Here is a 21464-nt window from a genome sequence, read left to right as displayed (position 1 = left end):
TTAAGCCACGCTTAAGGCCGTCGGTCCTACCGTTTTTGCCAAAAGTTTTCTTAATCTGCCCTTAATCCGGGATTTTTACGATGCCCGGCTAGACGCATTTATCAGGCACTTATGACATTGACCTTGACTGGCCGCACGCCCTGGCACCCGACAACACTTTTGCTTGCCTTGGCGGCGTGGCTGGCAACTATCGGCAATTTGCCGCTGTGGCGCGCCATCTGGCTTTTGCCCGAAACCCAAGGGCCTCACGCGCTGATGACGCTGAGCACCTTGGCGGTGGCAGTTTTGGCATTTACTCTGGCTTTTTTGTGCTTGCTGGTCTGGCCGCGCTGGCTCAAACCCGTTGCCCTGCTGCTGCTGGCAGTGGTGGCGTCCAGCAGCTATTTCATGCAAAGCTACGGGGTAGTGATTGACGCCAGCATGATCGCCAATGTGACCCAAACCAACACCCAGGAGGCGCTGGACCTGCTGTCATGGTCGATGCTTTGGACGCTCGGGCTTGGCTTGGTGCTGCCGGGGCTTTGGCTTTGGCGTCAGCAGGTGCGCCCGGTGCGCGGTGGGCGCTTGGCTTGGCAGCAGTTGGGCACGATGGTTTTGGCGCTGCTGCTGGCGGTGTTGTTGTTGTGGGTGTCGTTTCAGGACGTGGCCTCACTGATGCGCAACCACAAGTCGCTGCGTTACATGATCAACCCTTTCAACACGGTCTATGCCTTGGCGCGTAATGGCCTTGGACAAGCGGCGCAGGCGCAGCAGGTGCTTCAACCCATTGGTGAGGATGCCCATCTGCGGTTGCCTGCGAGCAACTCAGGCGCCGGGCCGTTGATCCTGATGGTGGTGGGTGAAACCGCCCGCGCGGCCAATTTTGGCCTGGGCGGCTACGCTCGCGACACCACACCCGAATTGCGCCAGTTGCAAAAAGAAGGTGACTTGGTGTATTTCAGCCAGGTTAGCTCATGTGGTACCAACACTCAGACGTCAGTGCCCTGCATGTTTGCGCATTTGGGTCGCAAAGATTACATGGGCAACGCTGCGCGCTATGAAAATGTGCTTGATGTGATGCAGCGCGCCGGGCTGGCGGTGCTGTGGCTGGACAACCAGGCTGGCTGCAAAGGCGTGTGTGACCGGGTGGCGCATGCTGACACCCAGGCCTTGAAGGCCAACGATGTGTGCCAGGACGGAGATTGCCTGGATGAAGCCTTGCTGCGCGTTTTGCCAGACCAGTTGGCCCGGCTCGACCCGCAAAAAACCGCGCGCGGCACGGTGGTGGTGCTGCACCAGATGGGCAGCCATGGCCCAGCCTATTACAAGCGTTCAGCGCCCACGCAGAAGGCGTTTCTGCCCGAATGCAAAAGCCATGCGTTGCAGGATTGCCCGCCAGAGCAGATCGTCAACGCCTACGACAACTCCATACGTGATACCGATCACTTTCTGGCGGCAACCATCCACTGGTTGCAGAGCCAATCCAAAGACCGGCCCACCGCCTTGGTGTATGTGTCTGACCACGGTGAGTCCTTGGGTGAAAAAGGCCTTTTCCTGCATGGCATGCCCTATGCCATGGCACCGCAAGAGCAGACGCACGTACCGATGCTGATGTGGTTTTCCAAGAGCCTGCTGCAGTCACACGCCCTTGGCATGGACTGCGCTCAGGCGCAGGCCGACAAGCCTTGGTCGCATGACAACCTGTTTCATACCTTGCTGGGCTTGTCTGGCGTGCAGACGCAGGTGGCCCAGGCTCAGATGGACATGCTGTCGGCTTGCGTGCGCAAGTCGTCTTAAACCCAGCTTAAACGCAGGTTAAATTTAGGTTAGCCAGCCGCGCCAGCGACGCCCAGCTCAGCGCAGAGTTGCTTCACGGTGGCGCGTAGTTCTGCCACTTCGGCCTCCAGGCGGGCGATGCGATCCAGTGCAGCGCCGTCCACAGCACGTGCGCCAGAACCCTGTGCCAGTGCCGCTTCATCCACCGCGCCGCACAGCAGATGCGCCCAGCGCTGCTCACGTGCGCCGGGTGCCTTGGTCAGCTTGATGACCAGCGGCCCACCTTTTTCATCTGCCCGGTCCTGCAGTTCTTCCAAAAAGCCTTCCACTGAAGAAATATCGGCAAACTTGTACCAGCGCTCGGTGTTCAGGCGCAACTCGGCGGCGGTTTGTGGGCCGCGCAGCATCAGCAAGCCCAGCAGCACGGCTGATTGCTCTGGCACACCCACGCCGCGCTGGAAGTTGTGCTCAAAGCGGGTCACACGGCTGCCACTGTTTTCGCGCACCAGATGGCGCTCTTTGAGGCTGCTCACCGCGTCGGCCACGTCGGGCTCGGACAGGTTCATCAGCGGGTCACGGGTGGTTTTTTGGTTGCAACCCAGCATCAGCGAGTTCAGAGACAGCGGGTAGCTGTCTGGCACGGTGCGGGCCTTTTCCATCAACGTGCCCAGCACGCGCGCCTCGATGGGGGTGAGCAGGAGGACAGGTGCCGCCGTAGGGGGCGGTGCGCTGCCGAAGGGGGGAGGGGTCAAAGTCATAATTCAGCCAAGTATGAAAAACATCGTTATTTTGATCTCAGGCGGCGGCTCAAACATGCTGGCCATCGTCAAAGCTTCCAAACGCGAGAACTGGGCTGCCAATTATCAGGCTCAGGTAGCCGCCGTGATCAGCAACAAAACTAATGCAAAAGGTCTGGCGCTGGCCGCGCAGCAAGGTATAGCCACCGCATCGCTGGATCACAAGGCATTTGCCAGCCGCGAGGCGTTTGATACCGCGCTGGCGCAGCGTATTGACAGCTATGCCACGCCCGGCCAACCGCAGTTGGTGTTGCTGGCAGGTTTCATGCGTATTCTGACGCCCGGCTTTGTGAACCATTACGCCGGGCGGCTGGTGAATATTCATCCATCGCTGTTGCCCGCGTTTCCTGGTCTGCACACGCACCAGCGCGCGATTGATGCGGGCTGCAAACTGGCGGGTGCCACAGTTCATCTGGTGACCCCCGAGCTGGATCACGGCCCAATCCTGGCGCAGGCCGTGGTGCCAATCTTGCCCAATGACAGTGCTGAAACGCTGGCGGCGCGGGTACTCAGCCAGGAGCATCTGATTTATCCACAGGCGGTGGCGAGCTTGCTGCAGGTGCAATAGTTACCAGGCCCGTTATTTTTTTCAGGGCCCCGACAGAACCCGCAAGCGGCCTACCAGCCCCACACCAATTTCTTGGACATCCAGCCCATCTGGCCGTTCGATTGCTCCACTTTGACCCATCCGGTTTTTTTGGCCTTGGTACGCAGCAGGTCGCCGCGACTGGCGCGGGCAATCACGCGGTATTTGGTGCCAGGCCCGGTGCGAATGTTGGCGACGTTGGCTTTGACGATGTGGTATGGCGTACGGCTTGTCAGGGGGGCGTAGACCCAGCCGCGATCGTTTTCAAAGTCCTGCACCTGCACCCATTTGCCTTGGCGTTTGAGGACGCGCAATGGGTAGCCTCTGTCCAACTCCCACAACCTCTCGCTCTGAGTGCTCGGCTTCGCGCGCATATTCACTGTATTGCCCTTGGTACTGACCATTTCGGCAGCGACGCTGCTTGAAAAACAGGTCAGCGCGAAGCTAGTGGCGATGAGAAACGTGCGTGCGCAAGGTATAACAGTCATGCGTGAAGGGGTCGTCTCAGAAAACGGAATTTAAAGTACGTTAAGGCTGTGTCGAGGCTGGACTCAGCGATGCAGCATTGGACGAACGCATGATGAAGAGCGGTGCCTCGAAGTTCGTAATGCGGCTTCTTTGCCAGTTTTTTCCGATGGACAGCACGGCTTTTCTGGTGTATATTTCGCAACGTGCAGTTGCGAGGTGTTGCGCAGTCATCACCGCAGAACAACCAGAAAGTCGCAATGAATCATTTTGTCAAAACCACTGTCGTTTCTGCCTTGGCTTTTATGGCCGGGTTTGCTTACGCTGCCGATACCACTGTTCAGCAAGTTGAAATTTTCTTTGGCACCGTGCCAAGCTCGACGGATGCGGCCCAAATGGCGACGGTGCCAGTGCCCAGCGCCGCGAATCGTTCCGGTGCGAAAGCTGCACTTGCTGCGGCAGGTCCAGCACCAGCCCTTAGCTCTCTGCAAATCAGCAACGTTGGTTCGAGCAACGTTGGCTGGGAAAGCATCGCAGCTGCTCAAACCACCACCGTTTACGACCATGGTGGAGCACAGTTGCGCGTTGTGACCGATGAATTCGGCTATGGCAATGTGCCGGTAGCGCGCTACAACGGCAGTGTTTTGCCTACTTCGGCAAACTATCTTACACAGACCATCTGCTGGAATGGCAGTGCTTATGTTCTGCCACGTTCTGCTGGTCAAACGGTGGTGGGTTTCCGGAAGTATTGGAATCTGGACGGAAAGCAAAACGGATCGTTCTCTTATCAGAACACCTCAACGAATTCGCCCTGGAACACCCTGAGCGACTCAATTTCTATTCTTTGATTCCCAAAGTGCCCTCGCGGGCACTTTGCCTTTTTGGGGTACATATGAAAATTCAAGGGTTTCAAGCCACACAAGGTGCCGTCTCATATGCGTCGCCCACCAAGGCATTGACTCAGCCAACGTCAAACGCCTCGGCCATAGGTACAAGTGATGTTTACCATGGAGAAAGAGCGAATCGTGCTACCAACATTATGGCCGGACAAGACCTGAGCAATATCTCAAAGAATGAACTCAAAGAACTGACGAACAAGCTCTACGACGCAGGCGTCATCACAGGCGAGCAGCGCCTCGATCTGACCGCTCCCTATGTCGATCAATTCAATGCACAGATGCAAAGCGTCGCCAATCCAGATGAGAAGCGGAATTTCATTGCCGACCTCAGTGCAACGCTTGATGCGGCCAAGCGTCTGCGACCAGACGACACTTCGTCTATCGCCTACTTGGAAAAAGTGAACAACCTCGCCCACTCACTGGCGGCCGTGTTTGGCTGATCAAACTCCGCTGGCCCGGTGCGCATGGCTCACACTTGGGTTGAAGCTGGTACCCAGCGGTAAAGCGTAGGAACGGACACGCCAAGATTCTTTGCAACATCCTTGGGTGGTACGCCACTGGCCAACAGTTTTTTGGCTGACTCAATCTTGCTATCGGTCATCTTGGGCTTGCGACCGCCCTTGCGACCCAGTTGGCGGGCGACATCCAGTCCGGCGCGGGTGCGTTCGACGATCAGCTCACGTTCCATTTCGGCAAGACTTGCCATCACATGAAAGAAGAACCGGCCAGATGGCGTGCCGGTGTCAATAGCGTCTGTCAGGCTCTTGAACTGGATGCCTTGCTTGTGTAATTCACCGACTAGATCGACCAGTTGCTTGACGCTGCGCCCTAAACGATCCAGCTTCCAGACAACCAAAGTGTCTCCCTCGCGCAGCATTTCCTTTGTTTTTTCTAAGCCTGGGCGATCAGCCCGCGTACCACTCACCTTGTCCTCAAAGACCTTCTGGCACCCGGCTTTGATCAGGGCCTCCCGCTGCAATTCGAGGTTCTGATCCAACGTAGAAACACGAGCGTAGCCAATCAACATAGCTTGCTTCGTTCTGAGCTATCGCGGCCTTCATCGTCGGTGGCGTCTTGGCGCACGGCAGGTAGCTGCTTTAGCAACTCCGGCAACCATTCCTGTGCCGTCGCCCACACCACATTGAGGTCGATGTCGAAATAGCCGTGGGCCATTCGGTTGCGCATGCCGCGCATGTTGCGCCAAGGCACCGCTGGGTGCGCTTGAGTGAATGCGGCATAGCCCTCCATCACCTTCGTGGCGGCCTCGCCGATGATGATGAGGCTCATGATGACGGCCTGCTGGGTGCGCTTGTCGGCCAGGAAGTCGTCCTTGGCCAAGCCCTCTACGAAGCTGCACACATCCGCTGCGGCCTGCTGTATGTGATCGATGTAATCAGGCAGACGAGTCTCATTCATACCGGTTGCGCCTCTGCGAGCACCTTGGCCCGAAATTTCGGCGGCAAGTCGCCGGGTGTCAGCAAATCAACGTGAATGCCGAGCAGCGATTCCAGATCGTCTTGCAGACCGCCTAAGTCCAATAAGGTGGCACCTGGCAGTGCATCCACCAACAGATCAAGGTCGCTGTCTTCTCGGTCGGTGCCATGCAGCACCGAACCGAAGACGCGTGGGTTCGCCGTGCGAAAGCGGTTCACCGCTTCGCGCACTGCACTTCGCTTCATGTCAAGCACAACGGACGGGCGCATGGGCATTCTTTCTTATCGAAACTCATTGCAATGATAAGGGATCGAGAATAGCATTTCAAGAACTATTTTTGAGAATCGCAACGCCTTGATTTCACTTGTCACTTCTGTGGCCTGGTGTGGCTTCTCAAAAACCCTCGTTTTCAAGAAGAAGGAGCCTGCATGCCGCGCCGTTCAATCCTGTCCGCCACTGAGCGCGAAAGCCTGTTGGCACTGCCCGACACCAAAGATGAATTGATCCGGCTCTACACCTTCAACGACGCCGACCTGTCCCGCATTCGACAGCATCGTGGTGCGGAAAATCGGCTGGGCTTTGCGGTGCAGCTTTGCTACATGCGCTATCCGGGCATCGCGCTCACTGCTGACGCGGAACCCGATGCGCCCTTGTTGCGCATGGTGGCCGACCAGCTCAAGCTGCCTGGCGACATCTGGAACGACTACGGCCAACGCGCCGAAACGCGGCGCGAACATCTGTTGGAGTTGCAGTCAGCCTATGGCTTTCAATCGTTCACGACGCTGGGCCATTATCGGACTGCCGTGCATAGCCTGGACGATCTGGCCTGGCAAACCGATAAAGGTATTGTGCTGGCACGCGAGCTGGCTGAGGGGTTGCGGCGCAGGAGCGTTTTGCTGCCAGCGGTCGGCGTGATGGATCGCATCTGCGCCGAGGCGATCACCCGCGCCAACCTGCGCATTCACGCCGCTCTGACCGACACCCTGACAAGCGTCCACCGGCAGCGCCTGGACGAACTTCTCAAGCGCAAGGAGGGCAGCAAAGCGACTTGGCTGGCGTGGTTGCGCCAATCGCCTGCAAAACCGAACTCGCGCCACATGCTTGAACACATCGAACGTCTCAAAACCTGGCAGGCGCTCGACCTACCTACTGGCATCGAACGGCAGGTACACCAAAATCGCTTGCTCAAGATTGCCCGCGAGGGTGGACAGATGACGCCCGCTGACCTGGCCAAATTCGAGCCGCAGCGACGCTATGCCACCTTGGTCGCGCTGGCCATCGAAGGCATGGCCACAGTCACCGATGAAATCATCGACCTACACGACCGCATCATCGGCAAGCTGTTCAACGCGGCCAAGAACAAGCATCAGCAGCAGTTTCAGGCCAGCGGCAAGGCGATCAATGACAAGGTGCGGCTGTACGGACGTATCGGCCAAGCCTTGATCGAGGCCAAGCAAAACGGCGGCGACCCGTTTGCCGCTATTGAGGCCGTCATGCCGTGGGACACCTTCGCCGCCAGTGTCACCGAGGCGCAAACACTGGCGCGGCCTGCGGATTTTGATTTCTTGCATCACATTGGCGAGAGCTACGCCAACTTGCGCCGCTACGCGCCTCATTTCCTCGACGTGCTCAAGCTGCGAGCCGCGCCTGCCGCCAAGGGTGTGCTTGATGCCATCGACGTTCTGCGCGGCATGAACAGCGACAGCGCCCGCAAGGTGCCCGCCGACGCGCCAACCGCATTCATCAAGCCACGTTGGGCCAAACTGGTTCTGACCGACGAGGGCATCGACCGGCGTTACTACGAGTTATGCGCGCTGTCGGAACTGAAGAACGCGCTGCGCTCGGGCGACGTGTGGGTGCAAGGCTCGCGCCAGTTCAAAGACTTCGACGAATACCTGGTGCCGGTCGAGAAGTTCGTCACTCTGAAGCTGGCCAGCGAATTGCCGCTGGCTGTGGCCACTGACTGCGATCAGTACCTGCGTGAACGTCTGGAATTGCTGGAGGAGCAGCTCACCACAGTCAATCGCATGGCGCCGGCCAATGATCTGCCGGACGCCATCATCACCACAGCGTCGGGCCTGAAAATTACATCGTTGGACGCGGCGGTGCCCGATGCTGCGCAAGCCCTGATCGACCAGACGGCCATGATCCTGCCACACCTCAAGATGACCGAGCTGCTGATGGAGGTCGATGAGTGGACGGGCTTCACCCGCCACTTCACGCACCTGAAGACTGGCGACACCGCCAAGGACAAAACCTTGCTGATGACGACCATCCTGGCCGATGCGATCAACCTTGACTTGACCAAAATGGCCAAGTCCTGCCCGGGCACAACGTATGCCAAGCTGTCCTGGTTGCAAGCTTGGTATGTCCGCGACGAAACCTATTCGACGGCGCTGGCCGAGCTGGTGAATGCGCAGTTTCGGCAACCTTTCGCCGGAAACTGGGGGGAGGGGTCAAAGTCATAATTCAGCCAAGTATGAAAAACATCGTTATTTTGATCTCAGGCGGCGGCTCAAACATGCTGGCCATCGTCAAAGCTTCCAAACGCGAGAACTGGGCTGCCAATTATCAGGCTCAGGTAGCCGCCGTGATCAGCAACAAAACTAATGCAAAAGGTCTGGCGCTGGCCGCGCAGCAAGGTATAGCCACCGCATCGCTGGATCACAAGGCGTTTGCCAGCCGCGAGGCGTTTGATACCGCGCTGGCGCAGCGTATTGACAGCTATGCCACGCCCGGCCAACCGCAGTTGGTGTTGCTGGCAGGTTTCATGCGTATTCTGACGCCCGGCTTTGTGAACCACTACGCCGGGCGGCTGGTGAATATTCATCCATCGCTGTTGCCCGCGTTTCCTGGTCTGCACACGCACCAGCGCGCGATTGATGCGGGCTGCAAACTGGCGGGTGCCACAGTTCATCTGGTGACCCCCGAGCTGGATCACGGCCCAATCCTGGCGCAGGCCGTGGTGCCAATCTTGCCCAATGACAGTGCTGAAACGCTGGCGGCGCGGGTACTCAGCCAGGAGCATCTGATTTATCCACAGGCGGTGGCGAGCTTGCTGCAGGTGCAATAGTTACCAGGCCCGTTATTTTTTTCAGGGCCCCGACAGAACCCGCAAGCGGCCTACCAGCCCCACACCAATTTCTTGGACATCCAGCCCATCTGGCCGTTCGATTGCTCCACTTTGACCCATCCGGTTTTTTTGGCCTTGGTACGCAGCAGGTCGCCGCGACTGGCGCGGGCAATCACGCGGTATTTGGTGCCAGGCCCGGTGCGAATGTTGGCGACGTTGGCTTTGACGATGTGGTATGGCGTACGGCTTGTCAGGGGGGCGTAGACCCAGCCGCGATCGTTTTCAAAGTCCTGCACCTGCACCCATTTGCCTTGGCGTTTGAGGACGCGCAATGGGTAGCCTCTGTCCAACTCCCACAACCTCTCGCTCTGAGTGCTCGGCTTCGCGCGCATATTCACTGTATTGCCCTTGGTACTGACCATTTCGGCAGCGACGCTGCTTGAAAAACAGGTCAGCGCGAAGCTAGTGGCGATGAGAAACGTGCGTGCGCAAGGTATAACAGTCATGCGTGAAGACTCTCTTTCAAAGGGGTTAAAACGGATTTGCGTAACCTTAACATACCAATAGCCCAGAGGCCAATCGCCGAGCGTATTGAATGAAAATAGGCTCTAGCCCTTACTGAATAAGCGCGGACAGCTATCAATTAAATAATAATCTATTCATGCCGCAGCGCCTCGATCAGGTCCAATCTTGCCTCCTGGCGGGCTGGAAAGTAGCCAAATACCACCCCAATCGCGGCTGAGAAAACAAACGACATCACGTTGACGCCCGTTGAAGACATAGGGCACGTCCATCAGCCGCTCTGCGACTCAGCCCGCCAGCTCAAAGTCAATGAAGCCGCGCTCCACGTTGGCGGCGATGAGTTTTACGCGTACTTTGTCTCCGACCCCCAGGTTTGCCCCGTTTGAGACCAGTTTGCCTTCGGCGGGGGGCGTGAAAACGCGCACCCAAATGCCCTGAAGGGTGGCCCCCGTGACGACCGCATCAAAGAACTCTCCCAAGCGGGATTCCAGCAGCAGCGCCGCGTCAGACTTGCGCATGCGTCGTTCGACTTTTTGCGCTGCGTCTTCCTGCCGGGTGCAGTGCTCGGCGAGTTGCCCTAGTTCAGCATTGCTGTAGGGGTGGGGCTGGTGCGCCAGCGCCGCCTTCAGCAGGCGCGAGGTAATTAGGTCGGGATAGCGCCGGTTCGGTGCCGTCGAATGGGTGTAATCCTGCACCGCCAGACCGAAGTGGCCGATCGGCTCGGCGCCTGGGATCTCCGCCACGTATTCGCCCCGGCCCATGAGCTTGACGATGACTAGCGACAGATCGGGAAAGCGCAGCGGGTCGGCACGCCGGCGCCGTGCCAAAAAGGCTTCCAGTGCCTTGGCATCTGGTTCAGTAGGGAGCGCTTCACCGTACTCCTTTGCTACCGCCACGATGCGCAGCCAGCGCTCAGGCGAACGCACCACACGCCGCAGCGAGGCACCCCCGTGATGGCTCAGATAGCGCGCGGTGCAGCCGTTGGTCGCAATCATCACTTCTTCAATCAACTGGCGGCCGCGGTTTTGCAGCTGCTGGCGAATGTCGACCACCTGTTCGCCATCGAACACGGCCCGCGGCTGGAAGGTCTCAAACTCCAGTGCGCCCGCGGTTCGGCGGCGCACGCGCAGACGTTGCGCCAGATCATCCTGGGTGTGCAGTTGGGCATCCATGCCCTTGACCTTGGCAGCGGGCGCAGGCAACTCGCCTGCGCCCTCGATCCAGGCGCTAACGGCGTCGTAGGCCAACTTGGCCTGATTGCGAACCACGGCACGGTAGACCGTGGAGCCACTGAGTGCGCCATCGGCATCGAACACCATTTCCGTGACCAGCGCAAGGCGATCCTGACCCTCATTGAGCGAGGTCAGGTCGGTCGACAGGCGCTCAGGCAGCATCGGAAAAATGCGCGCTGAGGTATAGACCGAGGTGGTGTTGATGTGGGCATGTCGATCGATAGCCGAGCCCTTGCGCACCAGCGCATCGACATCAGCAATGGCCACCCACAGCCGCACCGCCCCCTTGGGCAGCGCCTCGCATGCCGTCAACTGGTCCAGGTCGAGCGAGTCATCGTTGTCGATTGAGCACCACAGCAGTTGGGTCAGGTCACGGATGTCGGGGCCGCTCTCATGGCCGAGCCCGCTGATCGACTCAAGCTGCTGCTTGACCTGGTTTGAGAACTCGGGTTCCAGCCCGCGCTCAATCATGGCCTGGGTGGCAATGTGAACCAGATCGGCACGGGTATGGGGATGGGCGGTTTGGGCAGTTGGTTTCATCGGATCACTATACAACCGAGTGCGTGGTGTGCCTGGTCAAGCCTCTGTCTTTGACATATTCACGCTGCCGTTCATGGTCTTTTCAGCATGGAATCGCGTTACTGGCTGAGCCTCCAAGCCGAGTGCGACATGCGCATGGTGACCCGCCAGAGCCGTGACAAGGTCGCTGCGCGTATCCGTGAGTTTCAGTCGTTGGTCGTCTGAATTACTAGAATGCTATCAATATAGAAGCTGTCTGCGCTTATCTGGTAAGGGCTGCAGGCTCATTTGATGTAAACCTCACTCGTGCCGCAGCGCCTCGATCGGGTCCAGCCGGGCCGCCCGGCGCGCCGGAAAGTAGCCAAACACCACCCCAATCGCGGCTGAGAACACAAACGACAGCACGTTCACGCCCAAATTGAAAACGTAGGGCACATCCATCAGGCTGGCCAAGCCGATTGAAGCGCCGGTGGCCAGCACGATGCCAACCACCCCGCCTAGTGCTGACAGCACCACCGCTTCTATCAAAAACTGCAGCAGCACCTCGCCCTCCAGCGCGCCAATCGCCAGGCGCAGGCCGATTTCGCGGGTGCGCTCGGTCACGCTCACCAGCATGATGTTCATGATGCCAATGCCGCCCACCAGCAGGCTCACAGCGGCCACCGCACCCAGCAACATGGTCAGCACTTTGGTGGTGCTGGCAAAGGTTTCGCTGAGCTGTTTGGTGTCGAGCACGTTGAAGTTGTCTTCTTCGGCCTCGGCCAGCTTGCGCCGCTCACGCAGCAAGTCGGTCAGCGCCGCCTTGACGCGCACCGGGTCGGCGCTGTCTTGCATCGACACCAGCAGGGTGTTGATGCGGGTGTGGCCGGTGATGCGCCGCTGCAGCGTGTGCAGAGGCATCAGCACCACATCGTCTTGGTCATTGCCAAACGCGCCCTGGCCTTTGGAGTCCAGCACGCCGATGACTTCGCAAGTGATCTGTTTCACCCGAATCATGGCGCCCAGCGCGCTGCTGCCGGAAAACAGCTCGCGTTGAACGGTGGTGCCCACGATGCATACCGACGCGCCGCCGCGTTGTTCCTCTTCGGTGAATTCGCGCCCGCTCAGCAGCTTCCAGTTGCCGGTCACCAGCCAGTCGTTGGTACTGCCGATCACGCTGGAGTTCCAGTTGCGGCTGTCTGCCACGATGCTGGCAAAGGTGCGCGCCTCGGGTGCGACCGCCAGCAGGCCGCTGACCTGGCTGATGATGGCGGTGGCGTCCGCTTCGCGAAACGCGGGCGCGCCAGCACCGCCGCCAGGCCCGCCCATGCGTTGGCCTGGGCGGAGTTGCAGCAGGTTGGTGCCCAGCCCGGTGATCTGGTTTTGCACCGACAGGGTGGCACCGTTGCCCACGGTGACCATGGTGATCACCGCGCTGACGCCGATCACAATGCCCAGAATGGTCAGAAACGAGCGCATCAAATTGCGCCGGATGGAGCGCAGGGCCAAAAGCAGGGTGCTAAGCCACATCAGGCGGGCTCCGCCTGGCTAGCGTGCAGCAGTGCCGCAGGCGGGGTTTTCGTCAGGGCCTTCGGGTGCAGGTTGCGCTCGTCTTTGGCAACTACGCCGTCGACAAAACGCACGATGCGTTTGGCATACGCCGCCATGTCAGCCTCATGGGTGACCATCAGCACGGTGATGCCGTGGTCTATATTGAGCTTCCACAGCAAGTCCATGATCTCAAAGCTGCGCTGGGTGTCGAGGTTGCCGGTGGGCTCGTCAGCCAGCAGTACCGCAGGCTCGGTGACGATGGCGCGGGCAATTGCCACGCGCTGCTGCTGTCCGCCCGAGAGTTCAGCGGGGGTGTGGTGTTCCCAGCCGCCCAGGCCCACCGATTCGAGCGCTTTTTTGGCGGCGGCATGGCGCTGTTTGGCGGGCTCGCCGCGGTACAGCAGGGGTAACTCCACGTTTTCTTGCGCGCTGGTGCGTGCCAGCAGGTTGAAGCCCTGAAACACAAAGCCCAGATAGTTGCGGCGCAGCAGCGCGCGCTGGTCGCGGCTGAGCTTTTCGACATGCACGCCGTTGAAGAGGTATTCGCCCGTGGTCGGGGTGTCCAGGCAGCCCAGGGTGTTCATGGCCGTGGATTTGCCTGAGCCGCTGGGGCCCATGATGGCCACAAACTCCCCGGCCTCAATGGTCAGGTCAACCCCTTTGAGCGCCAGCAGGGCGGTCGCGCCCTCGCCGTACAGCTTGGTTACGCCCTTGAGTTGGATCAGCGGTGCGTCGCTCATGGTTTGGCAGCGGTGGCGTTGGTGCGTTGTTCGGTGATGACGGCCATGCCTGCCTGGAGGTCGCCTTCCAAAATTTCGGTCATTCGGCCGTCGCTGATGCCGGCGGTGACATTCATCTCCATCGGCGCGCCGTCGCGCAGCACCCACACGCGTTTGGCCGGGCCGCCGCTGGCCGTTTTGCGTGGGCGGGGCCTGCTGGGCATCATCTTGCTCATGAAGCCACTATTCGCCTTGGGCGCATCCGCTTCTGCCACGGGCGGTGCAAAGCGCAGCGCCGTGTTGGGCACCAACAGCACGCCTTTACGTTCCACAGCGGTGATGGTGCTTGTGGCGGTCATGCCGGGGCGAAGGCTCAGATCGTCGTTGACCACATCCATTTGCGTGACGTAGGTCACCACGTTGTCGGTGATGGTGGAGCCATACGACACGATGGTGATGGTGGCCGGAAAGCGCCGCGCCGGGAACGCACTCACCGTGAAACTGGCCTTTTGGCCGACTTTGACGCGGCCCACATCTGCCTCGTCCACATTCACCTTGAGTTGCAGTTGACTCAGGTCTTCGGCAATGGTGAACAGTGTCACGGCTTGCAATGAGGCGGCTACGGCGTTGCCGGGGTCCACGCTGCGGGTCAGCACCACACCGTCAATCGGCGAGCGAATTGAGGCTTTGGACAAGTTGGTCTCATCGGTGGACAAGGTGGCGCGGGCTGAATCCAGGTTGGCGCGGGCACTGGCCTCTGCTGCCACCGCACGCTCTAGCGTCGCGCGGCCGCTGTCGAGTTCAGAGGCCGAGGGTACTTTGCCGCCCGACAGGCGCGAAACCTCTTCCAGCCGCGCCAGGCTGGCCTGACTTTCGCGCGCGGTGGCGATGGTTTGGGCCAGTTGCGCCTGTGCCGACGCGACGGCCGCGCGCGAGCGAGTCACCTGATCATTGAGTTTGGCGGTGTCCAATTCCACCAGTACCTGGCCTTTTTTAATCTCGGAGTTCACGTCTACCAGCACCGCGCGCACCGTGCCAGAGAGCTCGCTGCCAATGTTCACCGAGCGGGTAGGCTGCAGCGTGCCATTGGCCGAGACATTCAGGGTGAGGTTGCCAATGCTGGCGGGCTCGGTCACATAACTGGGGGCCGCTGCGTGCAGCTTGCTTTGCTGCCACGCGTAGTAAGCGCCAAAAGCCACAAGGGCCAAGACAGCCACCGCCCAGACAGTGCGCCTGCGCCACCAAGCTACTTGCGCTGGCGCATTCAGCAGCGCCTGCAAGGCACTGGCGTCAGGATTGGCACCAGAAGAGGTTTTTAAGTTGTCAGCCATAGAGTGAGGTGTTCGGGAAATACAGTTGAAAGAGGGTGAAGGCGCTATTGCCAGTCGCCACCGATGGCTTTGACGATTCGCACGTAATCGCTGCTCAGGTCGGCCTGCACGCCCGCTAGGCTGTCTTGTGCGCTGAGCAGGGTGCGCTGGGTTTGCAGCACCGTCTGAAAGTCGATCAGGCCGCTGGCAAAGCGGTTTTGCGCCAGTAGGTCGGCGTTTTCAGCGGCAGTGGCGGCCTGTTGCAGATAAATCAGCCGGTCTTTGTCGTTGCGCCAGCTGAGCATGGCATCTTCTACATCTTTCAGGGCCGTCAACAGGGTCGTTTGGTAATTGGCTCGGGCTTGGTCGACCCCCGCTTGCTGCACCTTGACCTGGGCATTCACCGCGCCACCGTCAAACAGCGGAGCGCTCATGCTGGCCAGCACTTGGGTTGCCACAGCGGCGCCGTTGGTCAGGCCCGCTAGCGTGAGTGCTGTCAGGCCAACCGAGCCACCCAGCTTGAATTTGGGGTGGCGTGCGGCGTCTGCGGCGTCCACGTTGGCTAGGGCAGCGGTGATGCGTGCCTGCGCCGCGCGCACATCGGCGCGCTGGCGCATGCGATCGGCCTCAATCACATCAGCTACTTGGCTTGGCGCTTGCGGAATGGGTTGTGTGGCTTGCAGCAGCGCATCCAGTTCGGTCGGTGGTCGTGCGGTCAGCACGGCCAGGCTGTGGCGGGTTTTGCCCAGGCTGCTGCGCAGCGCCGGAATTTGCGCCGAGGTCTGCGCGGCAGCGGTCAGGGCCTGCTCTACTTCCAGCGAGGTCAACAGCCCGGCTTGCGCGCGCCACTGCGTGATTTGCAGGGTTTCCTGCTGGCTGGTCAGGTTGCGTTGGGCAATATCCAGCTTCGCCTGCTGGCCACGCAGTTGGATATAGGCCAGGGCGACTTCGGCACTCAGGCTTAAGCGCACATCCCGCAGGTTGTTGACTTCCACCACAATTCCCGCGTCGCGGCTGGCCAGCGCGCTGCGCTTGGCCCCAAAAATGTCCAGTTCCCAACTGGCATCCAGCCCGGTGCGGGCGGCGGTGCTGCTGGATGAACCCTCTGAGGTGTTGCGTTGCAGTGAGCCTGACAGCCCGAGCTGCGGCCGCTGTGAGGCCAGTTCTGCATCGCGCAGGGCACGCACTTGCCGCACCGCAGCGCGCGCCGCGTCCACCGTGGGGTTGGCCAGCAAGGCGTCGTTGATCAGCTGGTGCAGGGTGGCGTCGTTCAGGTTGTGCCACCAGGACTGCAACTGCGGCCCGGCGCTGGTGGCAGGGCCTTGTCCTTCAGCCGAGGCACTTGGGAAGATGCTGGCGCAGCCAGTTAAGGTGGCCAGCATCAGCCCCACGATCACCGCATACGGGCGCCCTCGTGGCTTGGTTTGGCTGGCGCAAAAAGGCAGGGCGGGGATGGCTGGCATGGTCAAGCTGGCGTGGGTCATGAAAATAAGCAGTCGGCATTGTCTGGCAACACCGTGAAGGGCGGTAATCAGAAGGGTAAACCTGCGTAAAGTTCCCTGGGGGCTCTCTAAGCCACAGACTGTCTGCGGTGGAATCAGGCATGGGACAATGCCCGGCTATGCATCCAAAAGCCCTGCTTGACGCCTGTTCTGAACTGGTGCGTCTGACCCTCAAATTAGATCACCCGGCTGACGCCATCGTGTCGCGGTTTTTCCGCGACAACCGTGGCTTGGGGCCGCGCGAGCGCGCCACGCTGACCGAGACGGTCTACACCGTGCTGCGCAAAAAGAACCTGTTTGACCACTTTGCACCCTCGGGCAGCGGCCCCAAAGAGCGCCGTCTGGCGATTCTGGGCTTTTACGGCCCCGGCGACTTTTTACGCAGCGCTTTAAGTGAGCAAGAAGTCAACTGGCTTGATCAATGTGAAAAAATCAAGCCGCAAGACCTGATGGAGCGCCATCGCCACAACCTGCCTGAGTGGTTGGTGCAGCCCCTCAAAGACCAGCTGGGGGTTGACTTCTGGCCTCTGGTGGAGAGCTTGAACAAAGGCGCCGGGCTGGACTTGCGCGTGAACACCTTCAAGGCCAAGCGTGCTGACGTGCAAAAGGCGCTGGCAGTGTCTGGCATCAAGGCCGTGCCCACAGCGTATTCCCCGTGGGGCTTGCGCATTGCGGGCAAGCCGACGCTGAACAAGCATGAGGCCTTTGTGCGCGGTGATTTTGAGGTGCAGGACGAGGGTTCGCAGCTGTTGTCCATGCTGCTTGATGCCAAACGCGGTGAGATGGTGGTGGATTTTTGTGCGGGTGCTGGCGGCAAGACGCTGGCCATTGGCGCAGCCATGCGCTCAACTGGGCGCCTGTATGCGTTTGATACGTCAGCAGGTCGGCTGGACGCCTTCAAGTCACGGCTGGCACGCAGCGGCCTGAGCAATGTGCATCCAGCGGCGATTGCCCATGAGCGCGACGACCGCGTGAAGCGTCTATCAGGCAAGATTGACCGGGTGCTGGTGGACGCGCCCTGCACCGGCCTGGGCACACTGCGCCGCAATCCTGATCTGAAATGGCGTCAGGACATGAAAGCTGTGGAGGAAATGACGGTCAAGCAAGCCGCCATCCTGCAAAGCGCGGCGCGCCTGCTGAAGTCGGGTGGCCGTTTGGTGTATGCCACCTGCAGCGTGCTGCCGCAGGAAAACGAAGCCATTGCGCAGGCGTTTTCGCAAGCTAATCCTGATTTTGAGCCGATGGACGTTGGTGAAGTGCTGACCGGCCTCAAAGTGGCGCAAGCCGCAGACTTGTGCAGCGGTGGCGACAACAGCCAGCGATATCTAAGGCTTTGGCCGCACAAGCACCAGACTGACGGGTTTTTTGCCGCTGTCTGGCAGCGCAAGTAGTTTTGGCTATCACGCCTTAAATCAAGAGAGGCAAAAAGATGAATTCGTTGTTGGACTGGGCCGCACAAGGCCTGTGGAGCCTGAGTGCGTGGCAAATCGTGCTGTTCACGCTGGTGATGACACACATCTCCATGATCAGCGTCACCATCTTTTTACATCGGCACCAGGCGCACCGCGCGCTGGATCTGCACCCGATCGCGGCGCATTTTTTTCGCTTCTGGCTGTGGCTGACCACCGGGCAGGTGACCAAAGAGTGGGCATCTATCCACCGTAAGCACCATGCCAAGTGCGAACAGCCGCAAGACCCGCACAGCCCGCATGTCTACGGCATCAAAACTGTGCTGCTGCAGGGCTACGAGCTGTATCGCAAGGAAACGAAAAACCAGGAAACGCTGGCGCGTTACGGTCATGGCACCCCCAATGACTGGCTCGAACGCAACCTGTACAGCCGTTTTTCCATGGTGGGTGTCGTGGCCATGCTGCTCATCGACCTGACCCTGTTTGGTGCCGCGGGCCTGGCCGTGTGGGCGGTGCAAATGATCTGGACGCCAGTGATGGCCGCAGGCATCATCAACGGCGCGGCGCATTACTGGGGCTACCGAAACTTTGAAGCACCCGATGCCAGCACCAACATCTCGCCCTGGGGTGTGCTGATTGCCGGGGAAGAGTTGCACAACAACCATCACACCTACCCGACATCGGCCAAGCTGTCGGTGAAGCGCTACGAGTTCGACATTGGCTGGATGTACATCAGTCTGTTGCAGCGCCTTGGTTTGGCCAGCGTCAAAAAGACACCGCCGAAGCTGGCGCTGGGCATGGTGCGCGCTATGGCAGACGAGCAAACGCTCGAAGCGCTGATTCAAAACCGCTTTGAACTGATGGCGGGCTACGCCAAGGGCATGCGTCGCGCCTTTAATGACGAGGTGGCTGCGCTCAAAGCCCGCCAGGCAGACGTGGCCGTGATTCGCGCTGCCAGAAGCTGGCTGCACCGTGATGCCGAGAAGATCCCGAAGGCCGTTGCCGCGCAGCTGGCAGCCGCGCGGGCTGCCTCGCCGGTGCTCGACAAGATGGTGGTGATGCGTGAAGAGTTGCGCCAGATGTGGCTGAACCGCTCGCACACCCGTGAACAACTTGCCGCCGATTTGCAGGGCTGGTGCCAGCGGGCCGAGGCCAGCGGCATTGCTGCGCTGCAAGAGTTTTCCTTGCGCCTGCGCTCTGTGCGGGCCTGAAAATTTTATAAGCGTTTTAGGCTTCTAGCCCTTATGGAGATTGCGCTGGTAGCTATTATTAAAAGAGTATTTTGACCACAAAAAAGCCCGCATCATGCGGGCTTTTTTGTGGTCAGGAAGGCGCTGAATTACTTCAGCTTGATTTCCTTGTAGTCCACGTGCTTGCGAGCTTTGGGATCAAATTTCTTGATCAGCAGCTTCTCAGGAGTGGTCTTCTTGTTCTTGTCGGTCGTGTAGAAGTGACCGGTGCCGGCTGTCGATTCCAGCTTGATTTTTTCGCGTCCGCCTTTGCTTGCCATGATGGTCTTTCTGAATGGAGTGATTAAGCCTGACCACGCGCGCGCAAGTCTGCGAGCACAGTGTCGATGCCTTTTTTGTCGATCAAACGCAGACCGGCGTTGGAGATCCGCAGACGAATCCAGCGGTTTTCAGACTCAACCCAGAAGCGGCGATATTGCAGGTTTGGCAGAAACCGGCGCTTGGTTCTGTTGTTGGCGTGGGAAACCTTGTTCCCGACCATCGGGCCTTTGCCCGTGACTTCACATACGCGTGCCATTGAGGTCACTCCGATACTTTTTAACGGCCCCAACTGACGTTGGGAGCCTCACCTCGCCAAGAAAAAGGGTGGCGGTAACCCGATTGCTGATCGATTCCCTCACGGGAGCGTTCAGCAAAGCCGATCATTATAGCCCGCTATCGGGGCGGGCTTTTAGCTCGCTGGTGCAAGGGTTTTAACCCTGCTGATCCAGAAAGCGTTGCGCATCGAGTGCCGCCATGCAGCCAGTACCGGCGCTGGTGATGGCCTGGCGGTAAACGTGGTCCTGCACATCGCCAGCGGCAAAAATGCCGGGCACACTGGTCTGGGTGGCAAAGCCTTTGCTTCCACCTTGCGTGATGATGTAACCGCCTTCCATGGCCAACTGGCCCTCGAAAATAGCGGTGTTGGGTGCGTGACCGATGGCGATGAAGCAGCCTTTGAGCGTCAGTTCTTCAAGCGCGCCGGTGGTGATGTTATTGATGCGCACACCGGTCACGCCGGTTTCGTCGCCCAGCACTTCGTCCAGTGTGCTGAAGGTGCGCAGCTCAATCTTGCCCGCTGCCACTTTTTCCATCAGCTTGTCGATGATGATCGGTTCAGCGCGGAACTTGTCGCGGCGGTGGATCAGGTAGACCTTGCTGGCAATGTTGGCCAGGTACATCGCTTCTTCCACCGCCGAATTGCCACCGCCGACAACGCAGCAGACCTCATTGCGGTAGAAAAAGCCGTCGCAGGTGGCGCAGCCGGAAACGCCACGGCCCATGAAAGCTTCTTCCGATGGCAGGCCCAGGTACTTGGCCGAGGCACCGGTGGCCAGAATCAGCGCGTCGCAGGTGTAGGTGGCGCTGTCGCCCACCAGGGTGAACGGGCGTTTGGAGAAATCCACCTGACTGATCTGGTCAAACACGATGTGGGTTTTGAAACGCTCTGCATGCTCCAGAAACCGTTGCATCAGGTCCGGGCCTTGCACGCCATGCACGTCTGAGGGCCAATTGTCCACATCGGTGGTGGTCATCAGCTGGCCGCCCTGCGCCATACCGGTGACCAACACCGGAGACAGGTTGGCGCGTGCCGCGTAAATGGCGGCGGTGTAACCAGCGGGGCCGGATCCGAGAATCAGCACTTGGGAATGGCGTTGTGTTGTCATTTGTTACCTTTTAAAGCCAGGGTGGTTGCCGTGTACAGTTGCGAATAGTTTCTAAACTAGCTGGTTGCTCAACCGCTATTTTGATGCATTGAAATCCTATGCGTTCCAGGGGTTAGAGTTTATAAGGGTGATGAGATGGCGATGTTGACAACTTCAGACTTGCTGCGCCGGGTTCCTATTTTCTCGGGATTGACTGCGTCGCAGATGTCGCATTTGTCTAAGACGGTAGTCAAACAGCGCTTCAAACGGGGTGAACTGATTATCGAACAGGGTCGGATAAGCGGTGCTTTGTTCATTATTTTGTCCGGTCGGGCGCGGGTGATCATGTCCGACCGGTGCGCCAAAGAGGTGATTCTGAATACGCTAGGGCAGGGTGATTACATCGGTGAGATGAGCCTGATCGATGGCAAAGCTCACTCTGCCAGCGTTAAAACCGAGGTGCAGACCGATGTGCTGGTGCTCAGCCATGCCGAGTTTGTACGTTGCCTGGCCGAAAACCAGACCATTGCCGTCTGGATCATGAAGGGGCTGGTGCAACGGTTGCGTCAGTCGAGTGACAAGGTGATTTCACTGGCGCTGATGGATGTGTACGGGCGCGTGGCCAAAGTGCTGATGGACGCTGCCCAACCCAGAGGAGACCAAGGTCTGCTGATTTGCGACAAGATGACACGCCAGGACATCGCCAAGATGGTTGGTGCCTCTCGCGAAATGGTGAGCCGGGTGATGCGCGATTTTGAAGACCAAGGCTTCATCAATCCGCAGGAAGACGGCTCTATTGAGCTCAACGAACGCCGCCTGATCCCGCGCTAACAGTCT

The 21464-nt window shown here is 59.3% G+C and carries 22 protein-coding genes and 2 pseudogenes; 9 read left to right on the top strand and 15 right to left on the bottom strand.

The window, feature by feature from the left end:
- Positions 1-111 precede the first annotated feature (111 nt).
- Positions 112-1776 (top strand): phosphoethanolamine transferase, encoded by a 1665-nt coding sequence (locus BLL52_RS17440; protein ID WP_075587908.1) that lies wholly within the window; start codon positions 112-114, stop codon positions 1774-1776.
- A gap of 29 nt (positions 1777-1805) precedes the next feature.
- On the opposite strand, the gene BLL52_RS17435 is transcribed toward BLL52_RS17440, so the two are convergent.
- A complete protein-coding gene (locus BLL52_RS17435; RefSeq protein WP_420852634.1) occupies positions 1806-2507 on the bottom strand; it encodes a YceH family protein in 702 nt (233 codons plus the stop codon).
- Between the two features lie 19 nt (positions 2508-2526).
- Between BLL52_RS17435 and purN (BLL52_RS17430) the strand changes: the two genes are divergently transcribed.
- Positions 2527-3120, top strand: coding sequence for a phosphoribosylglycinamide formyltransferase (gene purN / locus BLL52_RS17430; RefSeq protein ID WP_075587903.1), 594 nt, complete (start codon positions 2527-2529; stop codon positions 3118-3120).
- 50 nt (positions 3121-3170) lie between these two features.
- On the opposite strand, the gene BLL52_RS17425 is transcribed toward purN (BLL52_RS17430), so the two are convergent.
- The gene (locus BLL52_RS17425; protein WP_075587902.1) at positions 3171-3626 is read right to left on the bottom strand and encodes an SH3 domain-containing protein; all 456 of its coding nucleotides are present in this window, start codon (positions 3624-3626) and stop codon (positions 3171-3173) included.
- 237 nt (positions 3627-3863) lie between these two features.
- Here BLL52_RS17425 and BLL52_RS17420 point away from each other — a divergent pair, with 237 nt between their 5' ends.
- Positions 3864-4451 carry a DUF4879 domain-containing protein gene (locus BLL52_RS17420; protein WP_075588037.1) on the top strand — a complete coding sequence of 196 codons (588 nt, stop codon included), beginning with the start codon at positions 3864-3866 and terminating at the stop codon, positions 4449-4451.
- A 44-nt stretch (positions 4452-4495) separates the two neighbouring features.
- Positions 4496-4942 (top strand): hypothetical protein, encoded by a 447-nt coding sequence (locus BLL52_RS17415; protein WP_139313446.1) that lies wholly within the window; start codon positions 4496-4498, stop codon positions 4940-4942.
- 29 nt (positions 4943-4971) lie between these two features.
- Here the strand turns inward: BLL52_RS17415 and BLL52_RS17410 are convergent, their stop codons facing one another.
- Genes BLL52_RS17410 through BLL52_RS17400 form a run of 3 tightly spaced genes read right to left on the bottom strand, consistent with a single transcriptional unit; the run spans position 4972 to position 6205 of the window.
- Positions 4972-5529 (bottom strand): recombinase family protein, encoded by a 558-nt coding sequence (locus BLL52_RS17410; RefSeq protein WP_075587906.1) that lies wholly within the window; start codon positions 5527-5529, stop codon positions 4972-4974.
- The gene (locus tag BLL52_RS17405; protein WP_075587905.1) at positions 5523-5918 is read right to left on the bottom strand and encodes a HepT-like ribonuclease domain-containing protein; all 396 of its coding nucleotides are present in this window, start codon (positions 5916-5918) and stop codon (positions 5523-5525) included. The genes BLL52_RS17410 and BLL52_RS17405 overlap by 7 nt, the downstream gene beginning before the upstream one ends.
- Positions 5915-6205, bottom strand: coding sequence for a nucleotidyltransferase family protein (locus tag BLL52_RS17400; protein ID WP_075588036.1), 291 nt, complete (start codon positions 6203-6205; stop codon positions 5915-5917). Before BLL52_RS17400 ends, BLL52_RS17405 begins: the two co-directional genes overlap by 4 nt.
- A 159-nt stretch (positions 6206-6364) precedes the next feature.
- Between BLL52_RS17400 and BLL52_RS17395 the strand changes: the two are divergent.
- Positions 6365-8401 (top strand): annotated as a pseudogene (locus BLL52_RS17395) (Tn3 family transposase); the annotation flags it as partial.
- A 14-nt stretch (positions 8402-8415) separates the two neighbouring features.
- Positions 8416-9009 (top strand): phosphoribosylglycinamide formyltransferase, encoded by a 594-nt coding sequence (gene purN / locus BLL52_RS17390; RefSeq protein ID WP_075587903.1) that lies wholly within the window; start codon positions 8416-8418, stop codon positions 9007-9009.
- A gap of 50 nt (positions 9010-9059) precedes the next feature.
- Here purN (BLL52_RS17390) and BLL52_RS17385 read toward each other — a convergent pair whose 3' ends face one another.
- The 7 genes and pseudogenes from BLL52_RS17385 to BLL52_RS17355 all read right to left on the bottom strand — a co-directional run bounded on the left by BLL52_RS17385 (position 9060) and on the right by BLL52_RS17355 (position 16325).
- Positions 9060-9515 (bottom strand): SH3 domain-containing protein, encoded by a 456-nt coding sequence (locus tag BLL52_RS17385; protein WP_075587902.1) that lies wholly within the window; start codon positions 9513-9515, stop codon positions 9060-9062.
- A 149-nt stretch (positions 9516-9664) separates the two neighbouring features.
- Positions 9665-9806 (bottom strand): annotated as a pseudogene (locus tag BLL52_RS22045) (ABC transporter permease); the annotation flags it as partial.
- A 12-nt stretch (positions 9807-9818) separates the two neighbouring features.
- Positions 9819-11303 carry an RNB domain-containing ribonuclease gene (locus BLL52_RS17375; protein WP_075587901.1) on the bottom strand — a complete coding sequence of 495 codons (1485 nt, stop codon included), beginning with the start codon at positions 11301-11303 and terminating at the stop codon, positions 9819-9821.
- Positions 11304-11582: 279 nt separating this feature from the next.
- A complete protein-coding gene (locus BLL52_RS17370; RefSeq protein ID WP_075587900.1) occupies positions 11583-12791 on the bottom strand; it encodes an ABC transporter permease in 1209 nt (402 codons plus the stop codon).
- Entirely contained in the window at positions 12791-13552 is a 762-nt protein-coding gene (locus BLL52_RS17365) for an ABC transporter ATP-binding protein (RefSeq protein WP_075587899.1), read from the bottom strand. Before BLL52_RS17365 ends, BLL52_RS17370 begins: the two co-directional genes overlap by 1 nt.
- Complete coding sequence (locus BLL52_RS17360; RefSeq protein ID WP_075587898.1) at positions 13549-14862, bottom strand: efflux RND transporter periplasmic adaptor subunit; 1314 nt, start codon at positions 14860-14862, stop codon at positions 13549-13551. The genes BLL52_RS17365 and BLL52_RS17360 overlap by 4 nt, the downstream gene beginning before the upstream one ends.
- Before the next feature lie 44 nt (positions 14863-14906).
- Positions 14907-16325, bottom strand: coding sequence for an efflux transporter outer membrane subunit (locus BLL52_RS17355; RefSeq protein ID WP_241839249.1), 1419 nt, complete (start codon positions 16323-16325; stop codon positions 14907-14909).
- A 137-nt stretch (positions 16326-16462) separates the two neighbouring features.
- Here BLL52_RS17355 and BLL52_RS17350 point away from each other — a divergent pair, with 137 nt between their 5' ends.
- Together BLL52_RS17350 and BLL52_RS17345 are read left to right on the top strand one after the other, a co-directional pair.
- Positions 16463-17734 (top strand): RsmB/NOP family class I SAM-dependent RNA methyltransferase, encoded by a 1272-nt coding sequence (locus BLL52_RS17350; protein ID WP_075587897.1) that lies wholly within the window; start codon positions 16463-16465, stop codon positions 17732-17734.
- Positions 17735-17772: 38 nt separating this feature from the next.
- The gene (locus BLL52_RS17345) at positions 17773-18963 is read left to right on the top strand and encodes a DesA family fatty acid desaturase (protein ID WP_075587896.1); all 1191 of its coding nucleotides are present in this window, start codon (positions 17773-17775) and stop codon (positions 18961-18963) included.
- Positions 18964-19091: 128 nt separating this feature from the next.
- Here the strand turns inward: BLL52_RS17345 and rpmG are convergent, their stop codons facing one another.
- From rpmG to trxB, 3 genes are all read right to left on the bottom strand, one after another.
- Positions 19092-19262 (bottom strand): 50S ribosomal protein L33, encoded by a 171-nt coding sequence (gene rpmG, locus BLL52_RS17340; RefSeq protein WP_075587895.1) that lies wholly within the window; start codon positions 19260-19262, stop codon positions 19092-19094.
- A gap of 23 nt (positions 19263-19285) precedes the next feature.
- Positions 19286-19519, bottom strand: a complete 234-nt coding sequence (gene rpmB / locus BLL52_RS17335) for a 50S ribosomal protein L28 (protein ID WP_075587894.1) — start codon at positions 19517-19519, stop codon at positions 19286-19288.
- Positions 19520-19694: 175 nt separating this feature from the next.
- Positions 19695-20648: a thioredoxin-disulfide reductase gene (trxB, locus tag BLL52_RS17330; protein ID WP_075587893.1), complete on the bottom strand. Its 954-nt coding sequence runs from the start codon at positions 20646-20648 to the stop codon at positions 19695-19697.
- A gap of 135 nt (positions 20649-20783) precedes the next feature.
- Between trxB and BLL52_RS17325 the strand changes: the two genes are divergently transcribed.
- Positions 20784-21458, top strand: a complete 675-nt coding sequence (locus tag BLL52_RS17325) for a Crp/Fnr family transcriptional regulator (RefSeq protein ID WP_075587892.1) — start codon at positions 20784-20786, stop codon at positions 21456-21458.
- Positions 21459-21464 lie beyond the last annotated feature (6 nt).

Source organism: Rhodoferax antarcticus ANT.BR (assembly GCF_001938565.1).
GTDB lineage: Bacteria > Pseudomonadota > Gammaproteobacteria > Burkholderiales > Burkholderiaceae_C > Rhodoferax > Rhodoferax antarcticus.
Note: the sequence above shows the minus strand (reverse complement) of the source record. Positions and strands in the feature narration are given on the sequence as shown.